Annotated in this window: 23 protein-coding genes; 10 read left to right on the forward strand and 13 right to left on the reverse strand. The window is 37.8% G+C overall.

The features are described 5' to 3' along the window. Position 1: 1 nt before the first annotated feature. The gene (locus tag F7R58_RS12805; RefSeq protein WP_158065568.1) at positions 2-448 is read left to right on the forward strand and encodes a hypothetical protein; all 447 of its coding nucleotides are present in this window, start codon (positions 2-4) and stop codon (positions 446-448) included. A gap of 108 nt (positions 449-556) precedes the next feature. Next, entirely contained in the window at positions 557-1,546 is a 990-nt protein-coding gene (locus F7R58_RS12810) for a T9SS type A sorting domain-containing protein (RefSeq protein WP_158065569.1), read from the forward strand. A gap of 490 nt (positions 1,547-2,036) precedes the next feature. Here the strand turns inward: F7R58_RS12810 and F7R58_RS12815 are convergent, their stop codons facing one another. Then, complete coding sequence (locus tag F7R58_RS12815; RefSeq protein ID WP_158065571.1) at positions 2,037-2,768, reverse strand: META domain-containing protein; 732 nt, start codon at positions 2,766-2,768, stop codon at positions 2,037-2,039. Between the two features lie 450 nt (positions 2,769-3,218). Further along, positions 3,219-3,476 (reverse strand): hypothetical protein, encoded by a 258-nt coding sequence (locus tag F7R58_RS12820; RefSeq protein WP_158065573.1) that lies wholly within the window; start codon positions 3,474-3,476, stop codon positions 3,219-3,221. 668 nt (positions 3,477-4,144) lie between these two features. Between F7R58_RS12820 and F7R58_RS12825 the strand changes: the two genes are divergently transcribed. From F7R58_RS12825 to F7R58_RS12840, 4 genes are read left to right on the forward strand one after another with little or no spacing between them, the layout of a single operon-like run. Then, positions 4,145-6,094, forward strand: coding sequence for a site-specific DNA-methyltransferase (locus F7R58_RS12825; RefSeq protein WP_158065575.1), 1,950 nt, complete (start codon positions 4,145-4,147; stop codon positions 6,092-6,094). Next, positions 6,095-7,102: a YhcG family protein gene (locus F7R58_RS12830; RefSeq protein WP_158065577.1), complete on the forward strand. Its 1,008-nt coding sequence runs from the start codon at positions 6,095-6,097 to the stop codon at positions 7,100-7,102. Next, complete coding sequence (locus F7R58_RS12835; protein WP_158065579.1) at positions 7,099-9,753, forward strand: DEAD/DEAH box helicase family protein; 2,655 nt, start codon at positions 7,099-7,101, stop codon at positions 9,751-9,753. Before F7R58_RS12830 ends, F7R58_RS12835 begins: the two co-directional genes overlap by 4 nt. 48 nt (positions 9,754-9,801) lie before the next feature. After that, on the forward strand, positions 9,802-10,647 hold the full coding sequence (locus F7R58_RS12840; protein ID WP_158065581.1) for a nucleotidyl transferase AbiEii/AbiGii toxin family protein: 846 nt from the start codon (positions 9,802-9,804) through the stop codon (positions 10,645-10,647). On the opposite strand, the gene F7R58_RS12845 is transcribed toward F7R58_RS12840, so the two are convergent. The 10 genes from F7R58_RS12845 to F7R58_RS12880 all read right to left on the reverse strand — a co-directional run bounded on the left by F7R58_RS12845 (position 10,634) and on the right by F7R58_RS12880 (position 17,755). Next, positions 10,634-11,518 carry a hypothetical protein gene (locus F7R58_RS12845; protein ID WP_158065583.1) on the reverse strand — a complete coding sequence of 295 codons (885 nt, stop codon included), beginning with the start codon at positions 11,516-11,518 and terminating at the stop codon, positions 10,634-10,636. The genes F7R58_RS12840 and F7R58_RS12845 overlap by 14 nt on opposite strands. 146 nt (positions 11,519-11,664) lie before the next feature. Then, the gene (locus F7R58_RS13075) at positions 11,665-11,808 is read right to left on the reverse strand and encodes a hypothetical protein (RefSeq protein WP_229723880.1); all 144 of its coding nucleotides are present in this window, start codon (positions 11,806-11,808) and stop codon (positions 11,665-11,667) included. Next, positions 11,802-12,698 (reverse strand): DUF3800 domain-containing protein, encoded by an 897-nt coding sequence (locus F7R58_RS12850; protein ID WP_410493624.1) that lies wholly within the window; start codon positions 12,696-12,698, stop codon positions 11,802-11,804. The genes F7R58_RS13075 and F7R58_RS12850 overlap by 7 nt, the downstream gene beginning before the upstream one ends. After that, on the reverse strand, positions 12,592-12,834 hold the full coding sequence (locus F7R58_RS13180; protein WP_410493625.1) for a DUF3800 domain-containing protein: 243 nt from the start codon (positions 12,832-12,834) through the stop codon (positions 12,592-12,594). Before F7R58_RS13180 ends, F7R58_RS12850 begins: the two co-directional genes overlap by 107 nt. A 138-nt stretch (positions 12,835-12,972) precedes the next feature. Further along, positions 12,973-13,527 (reverse strand): recombinase family protein, encoded by a 555-nt coding sequence (locus F7R58_RS12855; RefSeq protein ID WP_158065585.1) that lies wholly within the window; start codon positions 13,525-13,527, stop codon positions 12,973-12,975. Between the two features lie 698 nt (positions 13,528-14,225). Then, entirely contained in the window at positions 14,226-15,356 is a 1,131-nt protein-coding gene (locus F7R58_RS12860) for a hypothetical protein (protein ID WP_158065587.1), read from the reverse strand. Continuing rightward, complete coding sequence (locus F7R58_RS12865; RefSeq protein ID WP_158065589.1) at positions 15,353-15,607, reverse strand: hypothetical protein; 255 nt, start codon at positions 15,605-15,607, stop codon at positions 15,353-15,355. The genes F7R58_RS12860 and F7R58_RS12865 overlap by 4 nt, the downstream gene beginning before the upstream one ends. Before the next feature lie 81 nt (positions 15,608-15,688). Next, positions 15,689-16,243, reverse strand: coding sequence for a hypothetical protein (locus tag F7R58_RS12870; protein ID WP_158065590.1), 555 nt, complete (start codon positions 16,241-16,243; stop codon positions 15,689-15,691). Next, positions 16,240-16,989: a ParA family protein gene (locus tag F7R58_RS12875; RefSeq protein ID WP_158065592.1), complete on the reverse strand. Its 750-nt coding sequence runs from the start codon at positions 16,987-16,989 to the stop codon at positions 16,240-16,242. Before F7R58_RS12875 ends, F7R58_RS12870 begins: the two co-directional genes overlap by 4 nt. A gap of 250 nt (positions 16,990-17,239) precedes the next feature. After that, a complete protein-coding gene (locus F7R58_RS12880; protein WP_158065594.1) occupies positions 17,240-17,755 on the reverse strand; it encodes a hypothetical protein in 516 nt (171 codons plus the stop codon). A 602-nt stretch (positions 17,756-18,357) separates the two neighbouring features. Here F7R58_RS12880 and F7R58_RS12885 point away from each other — a divergent pair. Then, positions 18,358-18,618: a hypothetical protein gene (locus tag F7R58_RS12885; RefSeq protein WP_158065596.1), complete on the forward strand. Its 261-nt coding sequence runs from the start codon at positions 18,358-18,360 to the stop codon at positions 18,616-18,618. A 343-nt stretch (positions 18,619-18,961) separates the two neighbouring features. On the opposite strand, the gene F7R58_RS12890 is transcribed toward F7R58_RS12885, so the two are convergent. Continuing rightward, on the reverse strand, positions 18,962-19,201 hold the full coding sequence (locus tag F7R58_RS12890; protein WP_158065598.1) for a hypothetical protein: 240 nt from the start codon (positions 19,199-19,201) through the stop codon (positions 18,962-18,964). 616 nt (positions 19,202-19,817) lie between these two features. On the opposite strand from F7R58_RS12890, the gene F7R58_RS12895 reads away from it, so the two are divergent. The 3 genes from F7R58_RS12895 (at position 19,818) to F7R58_RS12905 (ending at position 22,896) form a co-directional block, all read left to right on the forward strand. After that, entirely contained in the window at positions 19,818-20,876 is a 1,059-nt protein-coding gene (locus tag F7R58_RS12895) for a T9SS type A sorting domain-containing protein (protein ID WP_158065600.1), read from the forward strand. 55 nt (positions 20,877-20,931) lie between these two features. Beyond that, a complete protein-coding gene (locus F7R58_RS12900) occupies positions 20,932-21,660 on the forward strand; it encodes an outer membrane beta-barrel protein (RefSeq protein WP_158065602.1) in 729 nt (242 codons plus the stop codon). Positions 21,661-21,784: 124 nt separating this feature from the next. After that, positions 21,785-22,896, forward strand: a protein-coding gene (locus F7R58_RS12905; protein ID WP_158065604.1) for an IS3 family transposase whose coding sequence is annotated in 2 segments (ribosomal slippage) — positions 21,785-22,040 and positions 22,040-22,896 — 1,113 coding nt in all. Because the reading frame shifts where the segments join, the coding sequence is not laid out codon by codon here. Positions 22,897-23,769: the final 873 nt, after the last annotated feature.

Raw genomic sequence — 23,769 nt, forward strand, 5'->3', positions numbered from 1 at the left:
AATGAAAAATATAATTTTATTATTAATATTAACTACGATTCTATGCAGCTGCCCTACTGAAGCTGGAGAAGATAAGACATACAAATACACAATTACTAATAATACGAATGTAGTTGTTGAGATTATACCTTACCAAAATCCTGGTAACGGACTTCCTGAATTAACAAAAAAAATAAGTATTCAACCGGGTGGAAAGTTTGAGAAAACTAAAATAGACGTACCTATTTATACAGGGTTTAGTTTTCGTGAAGCTTTGTATGATGGACATTTAACGAAAATTGATATAGTTTTCGGGAATGATAGAAAGATTGTTTATGATCATTGCAATACATGTGTTAATCCTCGTAATATTTTTGACCTTTCGTATAACGATGAATTCATCGAAACCTACACCATAACTCCAGAAGATTACCAAAACGCAACTCCCTGCAATGGGAACTGCTACTAAAAATAATTAATATTATGCATACCTCTCGTAAAAAAACGTGGTGTATTTTATGTAAATTCTTCAAAAAATAGTTTTATTTTCGCGCTATCAATCTATAAAAAATATAATATGAAAAAAATTTTACAGTCTCTGTTTGTAGTAATGCTGATGCCGTTCATGCACGCGCAAATCTATAATTTAAGTCTGCTTTCATCACCTTATGTTCCACTAACGGGTTCAACTTCACTTACAAACGGTACAGTTTGGACTTCGTGGTCAGGAATTAGCGCAACAGCGAATATTGGTTTCAACTTCGTAGCAAACGGTAACCTGAATACCAACGCGTTGCACTTTGATACAAATTTTGTCCCGACTGTTGTCTTTTCAAATCAGCCAAATCCCAATACCGGTTTCATTTTTGCTCCAATAATTGCTGATACTGCCGACCGAGGATTCGTAAGCGGAACTTCACAATCAAATATTTCCTACAAAACGGAAGGAAATGTAGGAAGCAGAATTTTCAAACTTGAATGGAGCAACATGGGCTTTTATAATGAAATTATCAGCGATAATGTTTCTTCAGATTTTATCAATATACAGCTATGGCTTTACGAGGGTTCCAATATTATTGAATATCGTTTTGGAGCAAGCAATATTTCCAACCCCGCGCAAAGTTTTGACGGCGATCCTGGTTTTGGCTGCGGTTTATATCCCGAATTCGACTTTAATACAGGAGAAATTATAGGAAGTGCTTATGCATTAAGCGGCAATGGGAGCAGTCCAACATTTGCTTACACGCCAAATTACGAAGTATATGTTACCTCTGCACCTGCAAGCGGTACTGTTTACAGATTTTCGCCATCCGCCCTTGCAACAAATGAAACAAACACTTCCACGGCGGCAGAAATTTTTCCTACTATTGTAGATGATAACTTTAATGTAAAACCAAGATCTGGTAGTAAAATTAAATCAGTTACCGTTTTTGACTTGTCAGGAAAGATGATCATCAGTACTAAGAGCACTGATAAAATCTCAATGTCCGGGGTCGCAAAAGGAGTTTATCTGGTTGTAGTAGAAACAAATTCAGGAAATTCCTCCTCAAGAATAATTAAAAGATAACGTTAAAAATCAAAAACCTTGAAGTCGCGGATTAAACATCCGGGACTTTTCTTTTTAAATCTTTAATATCTGACACTCATGAAAAACTCCATATTTTTATGGAGTGGTAAAATTGCAGAATGCAAAACTTAAACAAAGATGCTGTAACTGTTACGGAAATCGCGAGCTTTCCGATACTTTGGTTGCAGCAGGGTGAATGATAGGAGATAGGAGTCAGGAAATTGCTTGAAGTACCGATATATAACACATCCGAAGTTTAAGATTCTGAAATTGGCCCACACAGCGGTTTGGGCAAATAAAGGCTGTGACCTTCTCCCACAAAACACTCTACTTTTGAGTGTGCCTAAGAACGGGAAGATTACAGCTGCAATTACATATTCGACTATTGGAGGACAAAAATATCAAGCGTAAAGATTAGCCCTCTTAAAAAAATAAATCCGTTCCGGAATAATATCGGAACGGATTCTAATCCTCAGTTTATGCGTCCTTATTACATCGCTTCGAAAAGCGCCAGTTGCTGGCCTGTGGAATCCTTAAGAGTAAGGGTTTTTCCCTTTACCTCATAGCGTTTAGCTTTTCGGAACACATTGGTGAACCCCTGCTCATCTATCTTTACATCCAAACATGCCTTCATAGTCATTCCTATATTATCGGCCACGTTAATACCGTCTTTTCCGGAGAAATTATACGTTCCAAAAAAATTGTTGCATCCCGCGAAACCGGTAATTTTACCATTACTCCTCAACATAAAACCCTGCCCTTGTTCCTGATTTGCTGCCATCTGGACCGGCTTACCATTCATCTGGGTTAAAGTCCAGTATTTATTCACAACCGGATTTTTACTCATTTCAACAAATACCGCTAATGATGCTCTTCGGCCAACATTCAGCATCAGCTTTCCATCGCTCATAGTAAAGTTGTCTGCCGTTTTCAAGACTTCAAGTACTTCCTTTTCAATATTCATATCATAAGGAGCGCACATCATGCGAGTGGTAGCCAACTGGGTAAACCTGATCTGCGTGCCATTCGCTATGTTAAAATTTCCGTTTAGTGTGTTGCAGCCTGCGTTACCCGTAACTTTATTGTCTTTGTCTAAAGTTAAATAAACCGGCGCGCTTGTAGTAATGTCCTGTCCTTCCAGCGTAACAAGCTCCCAACTTTTCTGAACGAGGGTAGATGGCGTATTTGAAGTTTTGGAAACAGAAGCACAACCGGTAAACAATGACGCAATGGCTAGGGTGACGAATATTTTAATTTTTTCTTGGATTTAAAGGATAAAAAAGGCATGATAAAAGATACAAAATCTTCCTCATGGTCCACTTAACTGCCGCGTTCATTGCAAATCCCAGTCCAAACTTAGTTAATTCTCTCGGAGACAACCGATATTCCGGTCAGTAACTTTTTATAGTAAAGAATTAAAACATTGATCAACATGCAACCGGCAATTGTATTTGGTAGAACCTATAACGTCTTTACACTTATTAAAATAATTTGGGTGGTTCCGTAGCTCTTGCGGACTTATTAATTTGCTTTAGAATAATCCCACAAATATTAGAGCCATCAATCTGCTGCCAGCTTAAATAAGGAAGTCGATACCCTGAGATTGATTTAGATTAATGTTGCTATTTGCAATTTGGTACCGTTGGTTCTCAAAGCTAGGACCTTGTATTTTTCACTCGTTTAGTATAGGCAATTCAATACCTGTTATTTTCTGCACTACCTCAAATTGATGATCTGCCACTTCTTTCGATTTAGGAATTTCTTTTGAAAAATAGAAATCAGGTGTAACGGGAATGATATAGCGGCCATTTAAAAACCTAACTTCAAAAAGGAAATCATCTGCTACTTTCCGAAGCATATTTCCATTGGATTTTTTAATCAAGCCACGCGATTTGCAATATTCAATAAAATCGAAGTTTTCAGTTTTCATTCCTTGGTTATTATCCAATAAAAATAATAAACATTATGTTAAGTTAAGCAAGCGTTTGTATTTTAGAACCATTTTAAACCGCTGAAGAACAATAGATAACTGTACATGAAAGATTGCACATTTGTAGCAAATGTTCAGCAGTTTTAATGCCCAACAGTGATTAACGTAAAGCCCGAATAGAAACTCTCATCGGCTGTAAAAATTTTCTTAAAAGAAATATCCACCAAGAAAACAAAAACCCCCTGCTACGCAGAAGGTCCCAATTTAATATGAAATGTTTGTGTTTAAAATATAATTACAATTAGTAAGCCAATGAGTCTATCTTTCTAACGAGAGTTGTTGAAAGTTTCAAGGAGATCGAAATATTACTAAAAACTCCATTATAACAGGAATCAGAAAATATTTACAAATTATCATTCTTCGGGCAGTATTCGCCTTCGAAATTTCTCAATTGAGCAGAAAGTCCTTCCTCAGACATATATCTAAATCCTGAACTTTACATAAGTCATGTAACAAGACCAAACATAAGGTTTGCTGGGCAGATACAGGAGGTGTAAATCAAAATAAAACCGCTTTTTAATCCCGCCTCCTTTATATAATCACCGCTTTATCCGTATTTTTGAACGCTATGGCCCGTGGTAACTCCAGGCCTGATAATCAACATGCATATGGACGGAACCAGCCTCACCCCAGAACAGGAAAAGATCAATGCCTTAAGACAGCTCTTGCCCGAAGCCTTCAGCGAAGGAAAAATAGATTGGGAGAAACTGAAAGCCACGCTTGGCGAGAATATCAACTTTGCAAATGAGCGCTATGTCCTCAATTGGGCAGGTAAAAGTGAGGCTTTTAAAGTAATGCAGATGCCCACTACCAAAACCCTGGTACCGGCCAAAGACGAAAGCATCAACTTTGATGAAACCGAAAATATCTTCATTGAAGGCGAAAATCTGGAAGTGCTGAAGGTGCTGCAGAAAAGCTACTTCGGTAAGGTAAAAATGATCTACATAGATCCGCCGTACAACACCGGTAATGATTCCTTTATTTATCCTGACAAGTTTAGCGAAACCAAGGCCGACTACGAAAAACGCGTGGGCGATAAAGATGAAGAAGGCTATATGACCAAGGACGGCATGTTCAAAAAGAACAGCAAAGAAAACGGCCAGTACCACAGCAATTGGCTCAATATGATGATGCCCCGCCTCTATCTTGCCAAAAACTTATTGCGCCAGGACGGGGTGATCTTTGTTTCCATTGATGATAACGAAGTCCATAATCTGCGGCTGCTAATGAATGAAATTTTTGGGGAAGAAAATTTTGTGGCGCAGTTTATCTGGGAAAAAAGGATAACAAGAGAGAATAGACGGGTTATTTCTACAAGACATGATTACATATTATGTTACACAAAGAGCACAGTCGATGCAGAAAGAATATTAGGACTGCTACCGATGGATAATGATGCTATTATGCGGTATAAAAATCCCGATAACGATTCTCGAGGTGATTGGACTTCTGTTCCTGCAATTGCGCAAGCAGGCCATGGAACAAAGTCACAGTTTTATACTTTAAAAACTCCAGCTGGTCGTGAAGTTGACCCTCCTTCTGGTTCATGTTGGAGGTATACTCGATCTAAGATGAATGAAGCAATTGCAGATAACAGAATATGGTTTGGTAATGATGGTAACGGTGTTCCTCGTATAAAGAAATTTTTAAATGAAGGACAGCAAGGGCTCACACCCGAAACACTTTGGTGGGCAAAGGATGTGGGAACAAACGATACGGCAAAAAGAGAACTGACTAAATTATTTGATGGAATTGCAGTTTTTGAAACGCCAAAACCTTCCTCACTCATTAAGCGGATACTTCAATTATCACAAACAAAAGATCAATTATGTTTAGATTTTTTCAGTGGTACGTCTCCTTTGCCTGATGCAATTATGAACTTAAACAAAGAAGACGGCGGCGACAGAAAGTACATCTGCGTACAGCTCCCGGAACTTACCGACGAAAAAAGTGAAGCCTACAAAGCCGGTTACGCCACCATAGCCGATATCAGCAAAGAACGCATCCGCCGTGCGGGTAAGAAAATTGGGGAGGAAATTCAGGTAGAAATTGCAAAGACAGAAGCAGAAATTACCAAGCTCCAGGCAGAACTACCCACGGATGAAACCAAAACCGAAATTGAAAATCTGAAAGCCAAGGTTACACAACTTAGCAATCAGGATTTAGGTTTTAAAGTGCTGAAACTTGAAGACAGCAATTTTAAACAATGGCAGCAGATCGAGGGCAAAGACGCGGACGCACTGGCGGAGCAAATGAAACTGTTTATTGATCCTGTGGCAGAATCTGCCACCATAGAAAATATGGTGTACGAGCTTCTATTAAAAAGCGGGAAAGGCCTGAACAGTACGATTGAAAAGACAGAAAATTTTTTCAGAATAAACGGTAACGAGCTGGTACTTCTTTTCGAAAAAGCTTCCCAGGAAATCATTGATTCGGTAATTGCAGAAAAGCCTGTAAAGGTGATCGCCCTGGATAAATTATTTACCGGTAATGATCAGCTGAAAACGAACACGGTGCTGCAGATGAAAGATGCCGGCGTGGAATTTAAAACGATATAAATGAGCCAGGATTTAGAAAAAGTATTGTTTAAAGATCTTGCCCAACTCATAGAGCAAGGCAAGCAGCAGGCGGTAGCACAGGTGAACAGTGTTCTTACGATCACCTATTGGCACGTTGGCAAGAGGATCAATGATCATATTCTGGATAATAAACGTGCGGAGTATGGCGAAAAAGTAGTGGCTACCATAGCAAAGCAACTGGAAGACCAATTTGGCAGGAGTTATACTTTGCGTAATGTGAGAAGGATGATGCAGTTTGCCGAGCAGTTCCCGGAATTAAACATTGTGACACCACTGGTGACACAATTGAGCTGGTCTCATTTTGTGATTTTGCTAAGTTTAAAAAATAACGAATCGCGCATGTTTTACGCACAAAAAGCAATTGCGGAAAGATGGAGCAAAAGAGCATTGTCTCACCAGATCGAGCGCAAAGCCTACGAGCGTAACGAGATAGCTGTCCTACAGGTCTCTGATGACTTTGCAGAGTTACAAAATAATTTTAAAGACCCCTACTTCCTGGATTTTTTGGGCTTAAAAGAGGGTTACTTAGAAAAAGATGTAGAAAGTGCCATTATCAAAGAGTTACAACTTTTCATTCTGGAACTGGGTAAAGGTTTCGCCTTTGTAGAGCGTCAGAAACGCATCATACTGGATGGTAAAGACTTTTATCTGGACCTTCTATTTTATCATAGAAAACTAAAACGTTTGGTAGCCATTGAATTAAAGCTGGGCGAGTTTAAGCCTGCCCATAAAGGCCAGATGGAACTATACCTGAAATGGCTGGACAAACACGAAAAACAACCGGGCGAGAACAGTCCCATCGGGCTAATACTGTGTGCCGGAAAAAGCTCCGAACAAATCGAACTACTGGAAATGCACAAAGACGGCATCATGGTCGCCGAATATTGGACGGAATTACCACCTAAAAAAGAATTGGAGGATAAATTACATTCCCTGCTCCTGGAAGCCAAAGAAAGGATCGAAAACCGCAAAATGCTGGAAGAATGAAGTTAACTTTCGAATCCAATCTCAGCTATCAGCTGGATGCCATAAAGTCCATCACCGATCTGTTTGAAGGGCAGCCTTTGGAAGATTCTGTTCTGGAGTTTGACCTGAAGGAAGAAGGAGCCCTGAACCTGATTAACGGTGTGAGCAATAACCTTATTTTATCTGAAGAACAAATTCTTGAAAACCTGCAAAGCATTCAGACCAGAAACGAAATTGAAATTTCGGCTATGCTGCAGGGCATGAACTTCTCGGTAGAAATGGAAACAGGAACCGGAAAAACGTATGTGTATTTGCGCGCGATTTACGAACTGAATAAACTGTATGGTTTCAAAAAGTTTGTGATTGTTGTGCCTTCGGTAGCCATTCGCGAGGGGGTATTGAAAAATCTGGAAATCACGCACTCGCATTTCCAAACCCTTTACGACCGGGTGCCCGTAAACTTTCAGGTGTACGACAGTACAAAAGTATCTACTTTGCGGGGGTTCGCCACCAATAACAATATTGAAGTTCTGGTCATCAATATTGATTCGTTTGCCAAGGACGACAACATCATCAATAAACCCAATGATAAGCTAAACGGACAAAAACCGGTAGAGTTTATCCAGGCTACCCACCCTATTGTTATCGTGGATGAACCGCAAAATATGGAAACTGAAAAGCGTGCTGCTGCAATTGCGAAGCTGAAAGCACTCTGCACGCTACGCTACTCTGCCACACACAGAAACCAATATAATCTTACGTATAGCCTGAACCCGGTAAAAGCATATGATCTGGGTCTGGTAAAGCAAATTGAGGTAGATTCCATTATTGAGGAAAATGCGTACAATGATGCTTTTATTTCTGTAGAATCCATCACGGCTACAAAAACGAAGGTTACCGCCAAAATTTCAATCAACAGTAACGAAAACGGCGGTGTTAAAAAGAAAACGACTACCGTAAAAGTGGGCGATGATCTGTACAAACTCTCTAATGAAAGGGAAATTTATGCAGATGGGTATATTATTGAGGAAATTGATGCAGCAAATCAATGTATTTCACTCTCGAACGGAAACTTACTTTATAAAGGAGACAGCCAAGGAGATTTATCGGATGAAGTGATGAAATTCCAGATACGCAAGACCATAGAAGAACATCTGAAAAAAGAAAAGCGCCTGAACAAACTGGGAATAAAAGTTCTGTCATTGTTTTTTATTGACAAAGTCGCCAATTACCGCAGCTACGATGATGCCGGAAACCCTGTAAAAGGAAAGTTTGCTGTGTGGTTTGAGGAAATATATCAGGAGTATATTTCAAAGCCCGCATTTTTGGAACTCGATAAATTTCCTGTAGCAAACACGCACAATGGGTATTTTTCCCAGGACAAAAAAGGAGCGTTTAAAGATACCTCTGGCGAAACCAAAGCAGATGACGACACGTACAGTTTGATCATGAAAGACAAAGAAAAATTGTTGGGATTGGACAACTCTTTGCGTTTCATATTTTCACATTCCGCCTTGCGTGAAGGTTGGGACAATCCAAACGTCTTTCAGATCTGCACCCTGAACGAAACGAAATCCGATGTTAAAAAACGTCAGGAAATCGGTCGGGGTTTGCGGTTGGCCGTAGACCAAACCGGAAAAAGAACTTATGACCAGAACATCAACCGGTTGACTGTAATTGCGAATGAATCATATGACGATTTTGCAAAAGCTTTGCAAAAGGAGATTGAAGAAGACTGTGGAGTTTCATTTACCGGAAGAATAAAAAACATGCAGGCAAGAACACCTATCAGATATCGAAAAGGATTCGAGGCCGATCCAAAGTTTTTGGAAATCTGGGAAAAAATAAAAAATAAAACCACCTACCGTGTAGATTATAAAACTGAAGAGCTCATTACCTTGGCTGCAAAAGCCCTAAAAGATTTACCCGAAATTAAAGCGCCTTCCATCCGTTCTACTAAAATGGGAATTACCATGTCCGAAGAAGGCGTTGATACACATTACGTAGGAGAAAAAGTAGAATCATATGGCGGTTATTCCTGGAAGATTCCGGATGTTCTGGGTTATATTCAAAATCGAACGGAACTCACACGTTCCACCATTGAAAACATACTGAGCAAATCTGGAAGAATTGAAGATATCATCGTCAATCCGCAACTATTTTTAGACCTGGCCACAGTGGCCATAAAAAAAACTTTAAACAGTTTAATGATCGACGGAATTAAATATCAGAAAATCGGCGGTTCAGAATATGGAATGGCCTTGTTTGAAGCTCAGGAACTCGAAGTGTACCTGAACGACTTTTCATTTAAAGTCTCCAATTTGTCGAAAACCATTTATGAAGAATTTGTGCCTTTGGATTCCGGTGTTGAAAGGAGGTTTGCGAAAGACTGCGAAACGAGCGACCAGATTAAATTCTATTTCAAATTACCCAGCTGGTTCAAAATCCCGACACCCATCGGAAACTACAATCCGGATTGGGCATTGGTATTTGAAGATGACAAGAGAATCTATTTTGTAGCCGAAACCAAAGACACAGGAACACCACAAGTTGACCTATCAAAACTAAGTGGAGACGAGCAAATGAAAATAAAGTGTGGAAAGGCGCATTTCACTGAGTTTGATGGGCTGGAATATAAAGTGGTGAATAAAGTGGGGCAGTTGATTGGGTAGCTTATAAAAGGAAGTAAAAATTATCATGCTACGGCATAATTTCGCAATATGAACTTAGATAAAATAAAGAAACTTACGCTTAGAGCCTTAATGTCGGACGAAACGCTGATGCACAGTTTAGTTCTAAAAGGCGGTAATGCACTGCACCTGGTGTATGACATTACCAATAGAGGATCTATAGATATTGATTTTTCAGTAGAAAGAGAATTTACTGCAGAAGAATTTGAAAAAATGCCTGTATGGATGAATTATATACTAAACAAAACATTTGGAGAGGCAGGTCTTTGTGTGTTCGATGTTAAGTTTGGAGAAAAGCCAAAATCAGGAAGTATTCCCGAGTGGAAAGGATATTTTCTAGAATTTAAAATCATAGAAAAGGAGAAAAGATCGATTTTGGAAAAAGATCCTGAAAAAATGAGAAAGCACGCTATCAAGCTTAATGACCAATCCCCTAAATATGTTGTTGACATCAGTGCTTATGAATATGTTGATGGGGCAACCACCACAGAAATAGATGGGGTTATCTTAAGGGTTTATACTTTGGAGATGATTCTGTTTGAAAAATTGAGGGCGCTATGCCAGACCATGCTTAAGTATAGAGAGATAGTGACTACAGCCGGTCAAAAGCACAGAGCAAGAGACCTATACGACATACATCTTATTTACAACAGTCGCACTTTGAACCTAGATCCTAATTTACTTATTGAAATATTTAAGGCCAAGCAAGTACCCATAGAATTTCTGAAAGACTTAGAATCCTTAAGAGAACATAACAGGGAAAACTGGGAAACTGTTATAGCATCCATTCCTGAGTCTGACAGGTCCTCATTAGATAGTTATGATTATTATTTTGATCAGCTTCTCGTTATCGCCGAGCCTTTCACAAACCTTTAGGAAAATAGAGATTCCACTTCTCTGAATACTCTTGGTGCAGCATGGTATAAGTCAGATAAAATCTGAGATTTGAGCGCTGTAGCTCTAAAAATTTTTTATATACTTCTTCGCCATAACCAGCTTTTTGAAGGTAAAATCCTATCGCTTGGTGATACGGGTAGATAAAATTCATTTTTGAATAATACTCGTACAATTTATCCGGATCTAACAAATTTCTGGCGTTACTAAATGCTTCTAACACCTGCGTAACGCCTCCAGAGTAGAAAGGCCGTACACAAATATCAATAAGAGTTCTTTCCAGATCAGACATCTTATAATGATCCCTGAAGGTAATTACCCCAACGTTATTCTGATGTTGCGCGTTGATAAAGTTGATGGCGAAAGTTTTATAGGATCTTTTATTACCAGTTATTCTTGGAGGTTTGGAAAAGACCCGATCTACATTATCTTGACTTATAGAATTATTATATTTCTCCAAAGAAGGCCGCTCTAGTGTAAGATAAATTTGTTTTGGTATCTGAAGTGTCAGATTATGAATATAAAGTGCCGAATAAAAGCTGAAGTAGGAGCTTCTGGATCTTACAGCCGCAATATCAAAAATATCAGGTGTACGTTCAGGTAAATAATATATTTCGGAGGAATGGGCCTCATCAGATTTTATATGCTCCTGAATCAAAAGGTTTTCTTTGATTAAGAATTCCTTTATCTCACTTCTTTTGATACTTCGTAATCCCCATATATTATTGATTTGAGAAAGCAACCGCTCAAATTCGATTCTGCTCAGCACAGGAAAGTCTGTCTCTAAAAGAACCTGCTTTATAACTGATATTTTCTTTGCTATTTTATTCAATCTATCCTTAATATATTTCATATATGAAATATATTATAGGCAAAGTTACAAAAAAAAATCTAAAAAGTCAAGGTATCAAAGCATTACAGTTTAAACGTATTTGTAATACCGATAGGATCTCTTGTAAATATAGCTTACAGTAAACTATGAATTAAAGATAAATAAACTTACGTATGGCTCATATGTGAATTGTTAACTCTACCATCGAGCAATTCCTTCAGCTGCTCATACTCTAGTTTATCCAGCAAGTCCAGTTCATTTCGTGTGGCCAGCCTGATAATTTCGCGCGCTTCCCGGATCCGGTTCAACATGGGCAAGATGATTTTCTTTCCGTGATTACAAAAGTATCAAGATCCTTTGCCGATGTCGGCAGTTTGTACCCCTGTCTTCCGGAAGCGATCAGGATTGCTCGATTGCGCAAGTTTCCGATCACTTTCGTACGGAAATATTCTTCCTGCATACGTTCCGGGCGTCTCTGGTTTAGGTGACCCAGGATTTCCGCAGTCGTTACGTACCGATTAATTGGATTGGCTCGCTGCAGCCGCAGTAATAATTTCAAAAAATTAATCTGATCCTTTTTCTGCTGATCTGTACCTGCTTCCCGGTCCAAAAAATCCTGAATCCTTAAGAACGAAATCTCTGCTATCCTTTCATCAAAAGTTTCATCAATGTTGGCTTCCCGGAACTCACTGAAAGACAGTTCACGAGGGAAGAAATTCAGACTACTGATGATCGGCTCCAGTATCTGCTGAAATTCCTGGCTATGTTCTGACTCCTTTGAGCTGTCGAAAATATAACCTAGCGTACCAGCCACAAAGTCCGCAAGCTGAATGAATTCACTGAGCTGACTGTTCTGAATATTGAAATCGGATCCTGAGAACAATGCTCTTACGTGATGCTTTTCTACATACTTTTTGAATTCGCGCATGAAATCATTGCTGCCGTATTCATCCACGTGAAGATCCAAACTTGGGAAAGTTCGGAACAGTTCCTTATATAGGAGATTGTTGATGAACTTATAGAATGACTTTCTGTATTTAAAACCTTCACCCGACAGTTTGCGTTTATCTACGATCACTGCATATATAGAAATATCAAGTTTGGCAATGTCCTGTAGGACACGCTTTCGCCTGGCATGATTCGGCCCTACTACTGGACTTGATTTCTCCGGTCTGGAAATTATGTTTTCTCCGGATTTCATTAATGTCTTCGCGAAGTCGATCAATGTTTTCTGTCTTGGTGATAACAGTAGCAATGATGAAGTGACTTCCCTGCGTTTGAAAGTCGAAGGAGTTATTTCCAAACTCATCTGCGAACGCTGTTATCGATTGAGCCAATGTCTCTTACTTTATAAATTTCTCTTGTAAAAATACGCAAAATGATGGAAGATCTCTGCATCAATCATTACTAAATACCTTATTAAACTGCTACAATCTGAAACGATTATTTCTTTATGCAATTAGGCATTAATGTTTTTATTCCTTACTGCTATTTATTATTCTATACACTGTCGCTTTATGGACATTGAAAAGCTGCGCAAGTTCCACGGCAGATTTACCACCGGCATATAACTGCACGATTTCCTGAACTTGGATCTGTTTCAGTTTAGGGCGCCTGCCTCCTACTCTACCCTGACCTTTTGCATACTCCAAACCTTTAATCGTTCGTTCTTTGAGCATACTTCTTTCAAACTCTGCAAAAACTCCCACCATCTGCATCATCATTTTTCCGGCGGATGTGGTTGTATCGATCGATTCCGTAAGACTTCTGAAACCTGCCCCCCTACTCTCAATTTGCTCCATAATAAAAAGCAGATCTTTCAATGAGCGCGATAATCGATCGAGTTTCCACACAACAATTGTATCTCCTTTTCGAACATAATGCAGTAGTTCCTGAAGTTTCGGCCTCTGCCATCGGCCACCCGAAATTGTTTCTTCAAAGATTGTTTCGCAACCAATATTCTTAAGTGCCTCAATCTGGCTGGCATTATCTTGCAACTGCGTTGAAACCCGTGCGTACCCTATTAACATAATTGAAGATTTATTTCAGCAATTTACAAACAAGTCTCGAATATCGCACAAACGTATTGCAAATTTATTTGATTTTGCGATACATTATTGCGACCATAAAAAGCGTCATTTTTGTTACTCCGGAAAATAGTCGCATAATTGAACGTTTGTGCGACCTTATTTTTTTCTTTTTTTCGCAACTTTTTTCTTAAAAGCAAAGTCTTAATTATTTTAATGTTTTTTCCGACTATAAAAGTAAAATTAAGATCAAATAAAAAGATGGTTAGCTGTAGGCTAACGCCTTATTATCTTTTAAATACTTATGTTATTATAATACTTATAATATTACTTGGCCGAGAAAAATCCACGAAAAGCCTTTCTGTTGCAGTATTGTAGGATTTTGAGAGGAAATCGAATGGGGGTAATGGGCATTTTTAATGGGGGTAATAGAGATATTGGGTGGGGGTAATAGCACTTTTGGTGGGGGTAATAGTACTTTCAGTGGTGGTAATAAGGAAATCCAATGGGGGTAATTATAGTTAGGAACTCTAAATGGGGGTAATAGTCTTCTCCGGACATTCGATGGGGGTAGCAATGTTAGGAACATTTGATGGGGGTAATAAAATTACTGGGGACCATAATGCACTTATATTTAGTATTCTTGCTTCATACTCTGGTATGAGAGATATACGAGGAACACTCACTGGGGGTAATTTAAATTAGAGATTTAGCTCAGCGCATTTATCAACAAACCACTTCAAATAGTCTGCGCCTACAATATTCACATCCAAACGACTACGCGTTACCGCACTCATCTTTTCATAACCATGCTCCTCCATCTTTCCATTAATGTAAATCATATGTCTATCAGTTAGCTTTCTTGACTTTTTAATATACTTTAAAGCGTTTTTCGCCCTGTAATCATCTACACTTTGGTGCTCTATAAACACTGTATTCTTCGTCTCATAGAGAGAGAACACAATGCTGTCATCCACGATCTTGTATCCAAATGAAATATTTCCTATTTCATTCAACTTTTTCTGGATACCATCAAGGAATACAGCCAACTTGGATTTTTTTGAATAATGACTTGCCAAAGACAGGTCTCCTATAAACTTTTGGATTTTTATATTACCCCCATTCATTTTCCCAAATTTCTTTTTCAAATACAGGTAGACGTTCAGCGGCATTGTGGATGGTGTAGAAAATAAAATACTTCTGTACACCTTCGAGTATCCATCTATATTGTTCAGAAGCATCTTTGCTGTGGCCTTTGATATATAGAATCGAATATAATTCTGTCCTTTATTAAAGATCGGTGTTTCAATGAAATTTGTGATCAGATACTCTTCTCCGATATTGGATTTTACTGTGTGGTTTCCTAGAGACTTCAGAATCTTTAGTTGTTCATGAAAAACACTGTTATCCTTAACTTTAATGTTACCATTATCATTCAGCGCTTTTGTGGGAATAATCATTTGGAACATACTGAAATTGTCGGCGAAATAACTTTCTTCTATTACCGCCAGTTTCTTTCCCGACTCCAACAACCGGCGTTTTTCCAATTCTTCCATTTTTATATCCTGTAGCGAAACAAAGCGGCCGTCACGTTCCATCAAGTCATTAGATATAATGTCTTTCGTTTCATCCACGGAGAGTTTATGAACCTGCGTTGATTTAAGCATCTCCATCATTACAAAAATGATTCTATGACCGAAAATATTGATCTTTTTCAGGGGTTCTATTCCCCCCAGAAAATCAATCAGTTCATTTGGATACAGAGTTACCAGCTGTGCTTCATAACTGTCGAAGGTCTTTGTTATGCCTGTGCTTTTATCTTTCGCTTTCATTGAGATTTCTTTAGAAATGGCCGGAAGGAGAATTCAGTAACCGGATTGTTCTTGTCAAATATACAGTGATAATCGGTAGTTTTTCTATCTGCATAGTAGATACTTTTATCGATAAATACTTTAATCCAAAGCCAGTTTTGGAGAGTAGATGCCAGTTTACTTGGAGTATATACCTTATGATAATACGCGGTTTTTTTAGTGTCCGAAAAATACACGACACAAAAGAAGCCTTCACTTTCTCTTGTTTTCATATTATTTTTTTACTAGATTTGAAGTAGGAAAAAACATAGAAATATGTTTAGGGCGTCTGATTTTTTCAGATGCCTTTTTTATTACAGTTCGCCATATTTGGCTTTCAGTGCACCGATCATATCATTCATAAAATCTTCCTTCGTAAAAGCGCCCAGGACATTCCCGCTCTTAGTATAAATATAATCATAGATAAACTCTACATCATTTTCCGTGAGACTGAAAGAAGTTCTAACCCGGTTATTCAGTTCTGCTCCTTTCATAACACGGCCTCTGCGCGTTGGAATCATACCGGCCGGGCGCTTTTTCAGCCGCTGGCCAGTCTGCCGCAGGAGCTCCACCCCTTCTTTTACCACATCCGAAGCCGTAAACTGAAAAAACTCCGGATCCTGTCGCCGTTTTTCAAATTCCAGTGCACGAATATAATTCATATTTTCAGCCTCAGACGAAAACGAGAAATTATAGTTCTTCGGCTTTACCTTCTCCACTTTTTTCTGCTCTATTTTTGGTTCTGAAGGTTCCGGGCTCGGTTCAACCGCTGCCTTTTTCTGCATTTTTTGGAATGCATCCTGCAGTTTTTGAGACTGCCCACTACTCTCTTTTTTCTTCCCGAAGTTGCTCAACACAGATGGTTTCATAACATTTTTGCTTTTAATTCTTTTACCAAATTCTTGTAATCCTTGCTTGCGCTTATTATCTGGAAAATGGTTTTACCTTCCTTGATGGCTTTCTTAATGTTGATGTCCTGACGGATGAATGTTCTCAGCAAATAATCCTTTGTAAATTCATTCTCCAGAAAGTCATTGTAATAGGCCCGGAAGTCGCTGGAGTTCACGAGCACGGCATTGAAGAAGAACCCAAGGTATTCGAAGTTTAAATTTTGTCGCTCCCGGAGATTCAACAGTGAAGGAATTAACGAAGTAATTCCGGCCAGCGAATATTCATCATCCTTAATAGGACTCAAAACATAATCCGACGCACACACCGCCACCTCTCCAAGAGTCAGCCCTTCACTCAACGGTTTCGGCGGACAGTCGATCAGCACATAATCAAAGAAATCTTCCAGCAGCTCCAGACTTTCCCTTAAAGCGTACCGCCCTAATCGATAACTTTCCAGCTGTTCGGAACCGGCCAGCACATATATATTATTGTGTTCACCTTTCTGTGTGAACTCGAGGCCTTCTTTCTGTTCCAGAAAATCAACCACTGTATATGGAGTATCATCATCGAGTTTATAGCCAAGCGACAAATTCTTCTGACTGTCAAAATCGATAACAAGCACTTTGCTTCCTTTCTTAGCGAAGCCGGCTGCCAGGTGAATGGTTGTAGTAGTTTTGCCTACTCCACCCTTTTGAGTTAAAACTGATATCACTTTTGTGCTCATGTTTCATTTACATTTTGAATGGTAAAGATAATGTTTTTAGGCAAATAGTTTATTCTTTAATTATTTGTTTAGTTAATTATTTAATAGTTTCGTATTACTACACTTCTGATTAGTACGGTTTATAGGGTGTGCTCAGTACTCTATACACTAACGGAGTTCCGACACCCTTTATGTAATTGAATATTTATGCTATTATTCGTTTCGTTCTTTATGTGATAAAACACATGTTTTTGAATCTGTATGATTGCAATTATTTAATATCATTTAAGACCGTGAAATCTTCGACCATGTAATGGTCCTGAGGTTCTTTGTCTTTATTCCAGAAATTGTTCAATTGATACTCGAGCGCATTTTTCAATGCACTTTCATAAACCCATTGAGGAACTCTAATTTCATAGTTCGGTTCACCATCCTTGTTTTCCGTTGCGGTAACATCTTCAATTTTACTGTTGGGCAGAAATAGCCAGATCTCATTTGTGCGGTCTAAACTCTTTAACCTGGCACTTACAGAAACTTTAGTTGATTTCTCCCCAAGTTCATAAAGCTGCGTGGAGATAACCACTAACTTTTCCGTTGCCAGATTTTGAACTTCCAGCAATTTTGCTTTCCAAAAGTCCTCATCAACGGATAGTGTATTGCCCTCAATCTTAGCAACTGAGAGAGGCAGGAAAAAAGACTCATTTTTCCCTGTTTCCTCAACAAACGCTGAAATCAGCACTGCCTGATCTGTCCGTTTCTTTTCTGTGAATGATGTGAACGTTTTCATAATAAAATGATTTTGTGGGTTAAATATATTGATCTTAAAGTATTAATTTAGAATAAAAGTATTTGATTAGTTATTTAGTTTATTAATTAAATAGTATAATATGTATTTGATTTTTTAGTATAGTAGTCTATTATGCAATTAGTTCCGGATCATCGCTCATGTGGGCAATACAGTACATTATTTTCAAACCAAAGTTCACACTGGTGCATCCCGGGAGTTTCCAAATGATTGTGAAGAATAAATGATGTTCCGATTTCCGTCTTCTAACTTTATATGAAATAGAGAATTTTGACTTATAAATTTTCAAACCTGAAAAGGTTCTGCAATAACTTCACGTTTTACTTTGCATTTGCAAAATGAATTCCCCCACACAATACGCATGATTGCGCTGCAGGAATTGGTGTAGGGCAGTTGTGAGTTGGATTGCTTCCATAAATGATATATATAATTAGTTAATTATTCTTTTATGCGATTCATGTTTGACAGAGGCGTACCACGTCATTATTCATTTATTAGTTAATGTATTTATTTGGTAATGAGGACACTTTTTCTTCTAACTGAATGGGTTTTAGAAATGATCGGGAAAAACTTTCCGGGGAATTGTGAAGCTTATCGGAAATGTCAAAGAACACTCTGCTGTTGTCTTTATTCGTTTAATTGAGGTGTCTTTTTCTTTGCTGAATGACCATAAAAAGGGGAGGGCGACTACAACTGGAATAAAACGAAAGCCTGAAATGAATTTGCCCGCAGGGCTTTTGGGTGGTTTTGTCAGCACGAAAAGGCTGACGGATTCCCAAATTAATTTTTTTAGGAGATCAACCCCTTTTAATTTTGCATACAGAAAAACACCGGAAATCGGATAAAGTGCAGATGTTGCGTTCTACGATTCCACAGGCTTTAAAATACAGTTGAAATTCCGGTCACAATAAGCCTTTCAACGAAAAAATAAATTCCATTGAAAAGCCGTTGCTGCCGCCAAGCAAAACGGCTGGAGATTTTTACGCAAGGAGTGAGTTCTTAGGCTGATAGTCTTTTGCCGGAACAAGGTGCAGCGCGAAAGTGTATAAGGCGTTAAGAAAGCGAAATTACTTGCTGTAAAACACAACCGAAGTTCTGAAACATGAAGCAAGGCGGAATGGTCAGATCTTCGGTTGTAAAGAACGAAATAAACTGGGATAACCATGTATCGCAAACCCAATCAACACGTTATTTGTTGTTCTTTATAATTTCTTCAACCAGGATATTTGAGTTTGCTTGATCAAGATATCCGATAAAGTTCAGCCACGCTTTAAGGTTGTCGCCCTGTTCCTTATAGCGGTTTTTTTGCTGAATCAAGTGTTCCAACATATAGCCAGCAACCCTTCCTTTATAAAGATCTTCCACAATATCAATATTGTTATAATCAAGAAAGTTCAGCAGCTTGTGCATGAATTGGGAATCGCTCATTATATGGGTGTTTGGATTGAATACGGTAACTACCTCTTTGTTCGGTTATATTGAACAAATTCAAAGTTATTATCCCCGTCTTATAACCAAGGCAGCCAGGTGTGGATTACCTGAAAACGAAGAACATAAAAGATCTCAATAGACGGTAAAAGTCGCTGTGTAGTAATATTTTTATTGAAGATTCTGGCAGACATTGAAATATCAGCATCTATACCTTAATCCAGCCTCAGGTGGCGGGAACTTTAGTTGGGAATAGCACTGGCTTGCAAAATACCACTACCGCAGGCATCAGGGATCAATCTCTAAAAGCCAATCGAAATATAAATCAGCAGCATAAAATTCAATTAAGGAACCTTTAAAAGTGGACTAGCGATGTGAGGGTATTTCATATAACACCATAAACTCAGTATCTTTTATTCTTTATGGTGTTTACGATATAAACGGTCAACTTGCCTACGAAAATGGTGAAGTGAACGTTGAAAAATTTGGGGAAAGGCTCTTGTTTGAGAGGAAATTCTGATTATGGATAAATTTTTTCAGATATTTTTGAAAAACTATTGCATTATTATATTTCTATTTATAGTTTAGCTATACTAATTCTTAAAAACTAAAAACCATGAGGAAAATTTTATTATTATTGACTTTGAGTCTTATTTCGGCAAGTTTATTTGGAGGTTGGAGAACAAATACAAGAAACAAATGTAAAACTTTTGCTAAAAAATATGTTGCAGAAGCAAGGACTTTTACAGGTTATCCAGCAATAGATCGTGACGCCTCGTGCAGTCAGGCTTATGCAGAACTTATTAAGTATTGTGCTTACCAGAAAGTTTCAAATGGTCCTAGTGGATCGTGGCAGTTAGGAGGCGTAAATAATAATTTTTGTTCTAGAGGAGAAACGGTAAGTTATTTTGATCAATTTTTTCTACCAAATGCAAGTTTTAATCAAAATATAGAAGAATCAGACTTGAAAAGTGATGAAGTAAGTTTTGATGAACAAAATCATTCCATCATTATCCCAAATATTAGTGGGTACGTTAAACTTTCCAAGAATAATGGGTATTATTCTAATTTTCGTCTCTCAGTTTGGAAACCTACTGATGATATTATAAACGAAATAGCAGACGAAAGTATGGAATCTTCTGAAGTCTTGCATCAGTTTGAAGTTAAGGTTACGGACAATGGTGTTTATTTTAATGGAAATTTAGTAAGTGATGAATTAAAAAGTAAATTTAAAATTCATGATGACGGAAGACAAACAATTGTTACGTTCACGGATGTAACCATAGAAATTCCTATCGATGCAAATGTGTCACTTGATGAATTGGCAGTGCAAATGGATGGTGACGGTGCACCAGATACAGAGAATAATGCAGCAAAGATGGTTAGTAACACCAACGATGCAGTTGGAAAAAATGAAGTCCTTTTAAAAGTATATCCCAATCCCGCGAAAAATATTGTAAATATTGAATTTTCAAATAATTTTTCAAATGCAGCAACCATAGATATTTTTGATATTAAAGGAAAAAAAGTTCATGGGGTTTTGAATAAAAAATTAACTAAAGAAAAAGGTGTTAGCAAGCTTGCTATTGATTCATCTTTATTAACTAAAGGTCATTATTATATCCTTATTGAGAGTAATGGGAAAAAATTCACAAAACAATTAATAATTGATTAATAATATTAAAGAATGATCCCTTGCAATATTGCAAGGGATTTTTTATTTTGAAAAAATGAAAAAAATTCTGACTCTTTGTTTTTTTTATTGTGCAGTCACCCTTTTTTACACACAATCCTCTTATTCATTAGGTGTGCATATAGGAGGTGGGGTTAATATTTACAGTAATAAATATGACACAGATGAAAATCATTTTAAGTTTAATTCACCTATTTCTGGCAATATCGGAGTAAAGTTGTTAAAATATATGGATGAAAAAAATGCTTTTTTATTAGAACTAAACCATTCCCGAAAAACGATAGAATTTGATTATGATTTGAATGAAAAGGAAATACCGTATAAATTAAAAGATAACATAGGGCAAAAATACAGCACGATTTCCATGCATGTTGGCTACAGAAGAACCTTACCCTCTTTTAAACTGCAAAAATTTTTTGAAGTGAGTGTAGGAGCCGATTATAATTCAAATGTCATCGTTTCAACAAGAGGAAACGGAGAAGGAACAGATGTTGAATTTTCCGAGCCTATTTTGTATACCAATTTTTATAACCTAGATGAAAAATCCTATACTTTAAGTGCAAATCTTGGTTTTGGGGTAAATTTCGGTTCAAGAAATCAGTATGAGTTTGGAGCGATCTTTAATATACCTTTCCAAAAAATTCAGAAAAAAACTTCCCAGTACCAATATGAGTGGGAATATCAAGACCAAATATTTAGCCATAGGTTGGATTATTTAGGGAAAATTTATTATCCAAATATGAAACTCACGTACTACATTTTTTAAATAATTACAAACGCTTCAGGGCGTTTTTTTGTTGGAGAAAAAGTGACCTTCTCCCACAAAACCGTAACACCTAAAAGTAGAGATTTTTCGATAAAGTAATTAACTTTAATACAAGAAAAATCAAATGAAAAAAAGCAGATTTACAGAAAGTCAGATTGTCTTCGCCTTGAAGCAATCCGAGACGGGAGTAAAAGTGGAAGAAGTATGTCGTAAAATGGGTATCAGCGAGGCAACTTTTTACAATTGGAAAAAAAAATTCGGAGGCTTAGGCATCACGGAACTTCGCCGCTTGCGCCAGCTGGAAGAAGAGAACAGCCAACTCAAAAAGCTGGTAGCGGACCTAAGTTTAGATAAGCAGATTCTTCAGGATGTTCTGAAAAAAAAGTTCTAAAGCCGGTTCAGAGACGTGAACTGGCGAAAGGGATACAGCAGGATTACCGGGTTTCTCAGCGAAGAAGCTGTCGTTTGGTGTTTTTACAGCCTAGTGTTTATTATTACCATCCACATCGGAGAGATGATAAGGCTCTGAGGATGCGACTCATAGAACTTTCCAACATTCGTGTTCGGTATGGCGTGCAGCGTTTACATATTCTTCTGAGACGGGAAGGATGGAAGGACAATCATAAAAGGATCTACAGAATCTATTGTGAGGAAGGTTTGAACCTAAGGAGAAAACGGAACAAAAGAATAAAATCTGCACGCTCCCGGGTTCCTACTAATGGCATTGCTTCTAGTTTACATGAGTGCTGGAGCATGGATTTTATGAGCGATGCCCTGTTTGACGGCAAGAAATTCAGGGTCTTAACTTTAGTGGATAATTATAGCCGTAAATCCTTGGTGCTTCATTCCGGAATTTCCATTAAAGGAGAAGATGTTGCTGAAATATTAAAAAATGTTACCTTTGAGCAGCAAGCCTATCCCAAGCGGATTAAGATTGATAACGGACCGGAGTTTATCAGTAAAGCATTGGACAGATGGGCTTATGAAAGGAAAATAGAACTGGAATTCTCCAGGCCGGGAAAGCCTACAGATAATGCATTTATAGAGAGTTTTAACGGATCATTAAGAGATGAATGCCTCAATGTGAATTGGTTCTTATCGCTGGAAGATGCACAGCAAAAGCTAGATGTCTGGAAAGAGGATTATAACAGTTACAGACCCCATAGCTCATTGGGGAATTTAACGCCAAACGAGTTCATTGAAAACAGTCAAAACATGCAAATTTCTCTATTTTAGATTGTTCCATATATCGGGGGGAGGTCAAGAATGGTGGTACTAAGCTTGTTTTCCGAATTTTTGATGGAATTTCGGGAGAATTTATTAAAGAGCAAAAAACGACAATCTTTACAGGAATGGATCATGAAACAACTTTTCACAACAGGAAATAAATTGAATCCTACTTCCGTGCGATTATGATGCAGCTCTACAGAGTGTATTTCGGAACCCACAAGTCTGTATAATTGCCACGCAAATAATTCTATAATTAGCTAAATAATATAATCAAAGCATGTGATGAAGCCTATTTAATTAGCCATTTAGTTATTTATTTCTTTATGCATTTATTTGCTTATTAAAATTTTGTCCTTTATAATTTAGCAATTAGAGAAAGGGAAATACCGGCAGAAAGGGGGGGGGGGTGCGAACTTTACGGATAGTAACGCTCAAACAGGTACAGTGGCGAAGCAACGCAAACTGAAGTACTTGTGGGCACAAAATGAGGCAAATTTCTACTGAAAACCTGAATAATTGAAACCTTCCTGGAATGAATTGTTCTCAGTTTCCACTAACGAGCGATATCCATGCAGATTGAGATAATCACTTGTCATGTTTAAAAAGTCAAATTGCAATTTAGCACCAAAGCTTGCCTAGCAGAATAAATGTAGGAAAGTCAAAAAAGGAACTATTGGGTAGGCATATAACCCCAGAACAGCGCATTTACTGATACATCAATACGGTTCATTTTCTATTCAAAAATCCAAATATTTAACAGTATTGCATAAATGATATCAAATAAATTACTATTTTAGGACCATATTTTAGATTTGATAACGATCTAAACCACCTATTATTGATTTTGCAAGACGATATTTTCAACTTTTAAATCTTTAC

The organism is Chryseobacterium sp. (assembly GCF_008831505.1).
Taxonomy (GTDB): domain Bacteria; phylum Bacteroidota; class Bacteroidia; order Flavobacteriales; family Weeksellaceae; genus Marnyiella.

Excerpts from the sequence above, each read along its gene's own strand:
- F7R58_RS12805 (WP_158065568.1), top strand. The coding sequence starts at position 2 with ATGAAAAATATAATTTTATTATTAATATTAACTACGATTCTATGCAGC.
- F7R58_RS12810 (WP_158065569.1), top strand. The coding sequence starts at position 557 with ATGAAAAAAATTTTACAGTCTCTGTTTGTAGTAATGCTGATGCCGTTC.
- F7R58_RS12820 (WP_158065573.1), bottom strand. The coding sequence starts at position 3,476 with ATGAAAACTGAAAACTTCGATTTTATTGAATATTGCAAATCGCGTGGC.
- F7R58_RS12825 (WP_158065575.1), top strand. The coding sequence starts at position 4,145 with ATGGACGGAACCAGCCTCACCCCAGAACAGGAAAAGATCAATGCCTTA.
- F7R58_RS12830 (WP_158065577.1), top strand. The coding sequence starts at position 6,095 with ATGAGCCAGGATTTAGAAAAAGTATTGTTTAAAGATCTTGCCCAACTC.
- F7R58_RS12835 (WP_158065579.1), top strand. The coding sequence starts at position 7,099 with ATGAAGTTAACTTTCGAATCCAATCTCAGCTATCAGCTGGATGCCATA.
- F7R58_RS12840 (WP_158065581.1), top strand. The coding sequence starts at position 9,802 with ATGAACTTAGATAAAATAAAGAAACTTACGCTTAGAGCCTTAATGTCG.
- F7R58_RS12845 (WP_158065583.1), bottom strand. The coding sequence starts at position 11,518 with ATGAAATATATTAAGGATAGATTGAATAAAATAGCAAAGAAAATATCA.
- F7R58_RS13075 (WP_229723880.1), bottom strand. The coding sequence starts at position 11,808 with ATGTTGAACCGGATCCGGGAAGCGCGCGAAATTATCAGGCTGGCCACA.
- F7R58_RS12850 (WP_410493624.1), bottom strand. The coding sequence starts at position 12,698 with ATGAAATCCGGAGAAAACATAATTTCCAGACCGGAGAAATCAAGTCCA.
- F7R58_RS12855 (WP_158065585.1), bottom strand. The coding sequence starts at position 13,527 with ATGTTAATAGGGTACGCACGGGTTTCAACGCAGTTGCAAGATAATGCC.
- F7R58_RS12860 (WP_158065587.1), bottom strand. The coding sequence starts at position 15,356 with ATGAAAGCGAAAGATAAAAGCACAGGCATAACAAAGACCTTCGACAGT.
- F7R58_RS12865 (WP_158065589.1), bottom strand. The coding sequence starts at position 15,607 with ATGAAAACAAGAGAAAGTGAAGGCTTCTTTTGTGTCGTGTATTTTTCG.
- F7R58_RS12870 (WP_158065590.1), bottom strand. The coding sequence starts at position 16,243 with ATGAAACCATCTGTGTTGAGCAACTTCGGGAAGAAAAAAGAGAGTAGT.
- F7R58_RS12875 (WP_158065592.1), bottom strand. The coding sequence starts at position 16,989 with ATGAGCACAAAAGTGATATCAGTTTTAACTCAAAAGGGTGGAGTAGGC.
- F7R58_RS12880 (WP_158065594.1), bottom strand. The coding sequence starts at position 17,755 with ATGAAAACGTTCACATCATTCACAGAAAAGAAACGGACAGATCAGGCA.
- F7R58_RS12890 (WP_158065598.1), bottom strand. The coding sequence starts at position 19,201 with ATGAGCGATTCCCAATTCATGCACAAGCTGCTGAACTTTCTTGATTAT.
- F7R58_RS12895 (WP_158065600.1), top strand. The coding sequence starts at position 19,818 with ATGAGGAAAATTTTATTATTATTGACTTTGAGTCTTATTTCGGCAAGT.
- F7R58_RS12900 (WP_158065602.1), top strand. The coding sequence starts at position 20,932 with ATGAAAAAAATTCTGACTCTTTGTTTTTTTTATTGTGCAGTCACCCTT.